At 44.7% G+C, this 4,131-nt stretch carries 6 protein-coding genes; 5 read left to right on the plus strand and 1 reads right to left on the minus strand.

What is annotated here, in order from left to right:
- Window positions 1-736 (plus strand): hypothetical protein (locus tag ABYW01_RS15685; protein ID WP_372834437.1); only part of this gene is annotated, 736 nt, incomplete at its 5' end.
- Window positions 737-1,606: 870 nt separating this feature from the next.
- Here the strand turns inward: ABYW01_RS15685 and ABYW01_RS15690 are convergent.
- Window positions 1,607-2,113: a YcxB family protein gene (locus ABYW01_RS15690; protein ID WP_372834440.1), complete on the minus strand. Its 507-nt coding sequence runs from the start codon at window positions 2,111-2,113 to the stop codon at window positions 1,607-1,609.
- Window positions 2,114-2,322: 209 nt separating this feature from the next.
- Here ABYW01_RS15690 and ABYW01_RS15695 point away from each other — a divergent pair, with 209 nt between their 5' ends.
- The 4 genes from ABYW01_RS15695 to ABYW01_RS15710 all read left to right on the plus strand — a co-directional run.
- On the plus strand, window positions 2,323-2,544 hold the full coding sequence (locus tag ABYW01_RS15695; RefSeq protein WP_372834441.1) for a YdeI family protein: 222 nt from the start codon (window positions 2,323-2,325) through the stop codon (window positions 2,542-2,544).
- Between the two features lie 163 nt (window positions 2,545-2,707).
- Window positions 2,708-3,424 (plus strand): RluA family pseudouridine synthase, encoded by a 717-nt coding sequence (locus tag ABYW01_RS15700; RefSeq protein ID WP_372834444.1) that lies wholly within the window; start codon window positions 2,708-2,710, stop codon window positions 3,422-3,424.
- Between the two features lie 72 nt (window positions 3,425-3,496).
- Complete coding sequence (locus ABYW01_RS15705) at window positions 3,497-3,862, plus strand: hypothetical protein (protein ID WP_372834446.1); 366 nt, start codon at window positions 3,497-3,499, stop codon at window positions 3,860-3,862.
- Window positions 3,863-3,919: 57 nt separating this feature from the next.
- The coding region (locus ABYW01_RS15710) for a hypothetical protein (RefSeq protein ID WP_372834447.1) at window positions 3,920-4,131 on the plus strand (212 nt) is incomplete at its 3' end.

Raw genomic sequence — 4,131 nt, forward strand, 5'->3', positions numbered from 1 at the left:
CGTATGGGAAATAATTGTAGATGAAGAGAAACGTTTATCTTCAGATCCTATCTATACAACATTATTTGAATTGATAGAATCTAAGGAGATAGAAGCATATTTTTTTGAAGGTCTTGCAACTATGGAGACTGTTCATAAAAAAGATAGGAAAGATTATATTGGGAGCTATCGTAGCGGGTTCTCGATGGCAGTTGATGGAGAAACAGTCACCAGCTTTGAAGGCTCAGGGTCACCTATCGTTTCAGAATATTTAAAAAAGACAATCCCTAAGGCATTGGAGCTTGGTTTTAGATTAACTAGGATGCCAAGAATAGGCGCACCGATGCTAGAAATTTCTGATGAGTTTAAAGCTGAAGACAAGAAATATGAACTTGGCGAGAGGCTGGATCGTTCTTTTAAATGTGGAAGATTTATTGAAAGCCTTGGCGCAGGCAAAGGTGATCTAATGAATCAATTGGGTGGTTCAGATGGAGGAGTTATACAAAAAACAAAAGAGGATACCAGTATAACGGATAAGAAATATGCTAAGGCTGTTGGGGAATGGGTTGATGGTGATGCGCTAGCTGCAAACTATGGTTACGGAATAGATTTCTTTTGTACAAACGATAGAGCATCAGGTGCAGGAAGATCTTCTATATTTCACGCAGATAATCTTTCACAGTTAGAAAGCAAGTTTCCTGTAAATGTAGTTTCTCCAGAAGAACTATTAAGAAGGTTGAGTAACGTCGGTGCATAACAAGCGCGTGAATTTCGTTCCAGCCCTACGGGCTTCCACCGGACTGGCCACGCTTCGCGCGTCCAGCCGATTACGCGGGCGTTATACTATCGAGTTACCCACGATTAGTAGACACCTTCTATAATTAGGTTTACCCCTAGCGTGGAGGTGTACCATGGCTAAAAAGAGAAGAGGAACGAAGAAAGAACGGGAAGCGAGAAATAAATTACTCTCTGAACCTTGGTGGAAACTGCTAGATATCAAGTTTTTAATCTCGATTATTACCTTGCTGTTGTTGATAATTGGGTTCGTTGCAGTAAATTAATTGGTATCTTCGGGAATAAAAATATTGAATCAAATTGAGGTTTAAGAACATAACCAGTTGCTGCTGCAGAAACTCATTTTGCTCGGTCTGTAGAGCAAGGCGTTATAATTCTCAAGGAAGATTAGTGGAACAATCTCATCAACATCATTATGTTCCAGAGTGGTAGCAACGAAGATTTATGCTTGAGGGACAAAAGGCACTCATATGAAGGTCGCTGTTCTACTACTGGCTTTTCTATCTCTCTCTGTTATTGCTGAAGAGTGCAGTATTTCAGGTCGCGCCATTCTGTGAGCTTATGATTCCTGCTTTTGGAAGTACGAGACTGATGACTCTATTCACCCTGGAGTTATCGAGTGTGTCGAAGCTTCACAGAATGAGATTCGAGGTAACTGTTCAAGTCTCGCATTTGAGACATAGCTAAAGAACTGAATATGCAAGAGCCTAAGCCTAATCCAGCTAAGTGCATGGAAGACGATAAGGCATTGGTAGCGTCAGTCAGGAATGGCGGTATCTAGATGCTAAACAAGCCGTCATCTATTCGGGCTTTAGGATACAGATCGTTCGGCTTAGGTTATAGCGTTTGATTTATCGTTTAACCGCGCCAAAAAATCCTTATCCAGGCCTGTTCTTGAAAGGTAGTTAGTGCCGCCCTTATGAATGACGATAAAGCCTTTCTCAGTGGTCTTTAGTTCAGCAATATCGTCCCAGAGGATGCTTTGCTGATGGTGCTTGCTGTCGGTATAGATACCTTGTTCATCAATCCGAACATTAACCCGGCTATTGGCTCTGCGGCTGAGCATTTGGCGGGCGACCCACCAACTGCGTTTATAGCGAATTGATAGCAGTTCGACAGCGCCGAGGGCGAGTAGAAACCATGCGATATGGGGTTCAGCTTCTACGGTAAATAATACGGCGGACATGATGATCAGCAGTATTGCCAAACGGTATTTTTTGAGGCTGACGGTAGTGTCGACAGATTGATCGAAGCACTCAGTGAAGTATTCACGATTGAGGATATAGTGGCTGCTCTGATCGGTGCTGGTGTTACTGTCTTGGGGGGCTGTGTCTGTCATACTGAAGCCTGGCGAAGGTAAAGATCGATTTTAGAGAAACGCTAGTTTACCAAATCTGGCTAGCGAAATTTAATCAGCGGTAAAATAAACTTGTTGCCGCAAAGCGCGGCACTGCACTGTGCAGAAGAGAATCCCTTTTTATGCCGGAACCTCATCCTGCGAGAATCATTTCCTTTTCAACGCCGAAAGAACTCGGTTGGTGGCTCAAGATGAATCACGCTACCGAAGCTCAGCTGTGGGTGAAGATCTTCAAGAAGAAAACCGGGATTCCGAGAGTGACCTGGGATGATGTTGTAGTTGAGTCTCTGTGCTGGGGTTGGTTCGACGGTGTTAAGACGTCAATTGATGATCAGGCCTATCTCCAGCGTATTACTCCCAGAAAATCGCGCAGTAACGGGTCCAAAGGAACACTGAGAATGTTGAACGTTTGATAAGCGAGGGCCGGATGACGGAGTCAGGGCTGGTACATGTTCGTGCGGCAAAAGCTGACGGCCGGTGGGAAAGCGCTAAGGATGCATGGCCTAAAAGCTGGCCAAGCTCAATTTTTCTGGTTATGTAAGTGTTATGTAATACATCCAATGCAGAGAATATTAAATGCCTGATACCTGTTCGACATCGCTCACCGCGTTTGATGACTTTGTCGCGCCGCCCTGTAGCGATTTTGTTGAAATTCTGTATCAGGATGACGATATTCTGTTGATCAATAAGCCCAGTGGCCTGCTGAGTTTGTCGGGTAAAAATCCTCTCAACCGGGATTCGGTCCATTACCGTTTGGTTCATGGGCAAGAGGGCGTGAGCCCTGCATTCCCCGAAGCAAAGTTACCCCATCGAATAGATTTTGGTACTTCAGGTGTTATGGTCGTGGGGCTGAATGCTGCGTCGGCGAAACATCTGAATAAGCAGTTTCAGGCGCGTACCGTGAAAAAGTGTTATATCGCTATGTTAGAGGGTTGGGTTGCTGATGATCAGGGGCAGATCTCTGCGGCGATTGCGAAGCATAAAGATTACTTTCCACTGGTTAAAGTCTGCCCTGTCATGGGGAAAGCGGCTACAAGTGAGTACAGTGTATTACAGCGATTAGAGCAACCGCGTAGAAGTCTGGTGCAGTTTACCCCTCTAACGGGGCGTACTCATCAGTTACGGATTCACAGCCAGACATTTGGCCATCCCATTCTCGGTTGTGATCTGTATAAAAACGATCATAGTGAACAGATGGCAGAGCGTTTGCTCTTACACGCGAGTGACCTGTATTTTGAACATCCAACGAGCGGCGAACCGGTTCACGGGCATTGTCCCTGTCCGTTTTCATAAGAGGCATTAGGTTGATCTCATTATTGGGAATTATTCCAGTGCGCTTAACTACCTTGTTACAGGGTCATATCAATGAATACAGATACGTTGTTTGAGTTAGTCCTTTTTGATCCTGAGAATACGGTTGTGAGTTTGCTTGAAAAGCGAGATATCGAATTTCGTAAGCAACCTGTAACACGCCAGTTTGTGGTTGCGAAGGACGAAACCATTGAAGTGATCAGTACTGATAACCCTGAGATCCTGATCGAAAGTCTGGTGTCGATATTCGTGGAATGGCTTGAAGGAAAGCAAAATCGGAAACTGCAGGCTCAGTTAGTCGACGGCAGTATTGTGTATATTGATACAAACGACACTGATGGCGTTACCTATATACTTAAAAACGCACTGAAAGTTACGGCGTTTGATCCTGAATACAACACCCGAATTCGTAATAAATAGGGCTGTTGGCCTATGAGTCCGACGCTAGGGAAGAATTTAAAAAGAGTGCTGCTATTCGTGGCACTGACCCTTGTCGTATCACTGATGCTTCGCCTGTGGCATGCAACCGACGATGAAGCCAACAAAAGCAGGGAATTTATCTCTAATAATACAGAAGTTAAGGCGTCTGTAGGCAATGTGCTGGGCATTGATTTTGAGAAGAAACTGACCTATCAAGGCACGACAAGCGAGTTGGGTTATGTCGAGTTTACCTACTCTGTTCGCGGCAG

It is taken from the genome of Pontibacterium sp. (assembly GCF_041587635.1).
Taxonomy (GTDB): domain Bacteria; phylum Pseudomonadota; class Gammaproteobacteria; order Pseudomonadales; family Balneatricaceae; genus Pontibacterium.

Coding starts and splice junctions, on each gene's coding strand:
- ABYW01_RS15690 (WP_372834440.1), bottom strand. CDS start 2,113: ATGACAGACACAGCCCCCCAAGACAGTAACACCAGCACCGATCAGAGC.
- ABYW01_RS15695 (WP_372834441.1), top strand. CDS start 2,323: ATGAATCACGCTACCGAAGCTCAGCTGTGGGTGAAGATCTTCAAGAAG.
- ABYW01_RS15700 (WP_372834444.1), top strand. CDS start 2,708: ATGCCTGATACCTGTTCGACATCGCTCACCGCGTTTGATGACTTTGTC.
- ABYW01_RS15705 (WP_372834446.1), top strand. CDS start 3,497: ATGAATACAGATACGTTGTTTGAGTTAGTCCTTTTTGATCCTGAGAAT.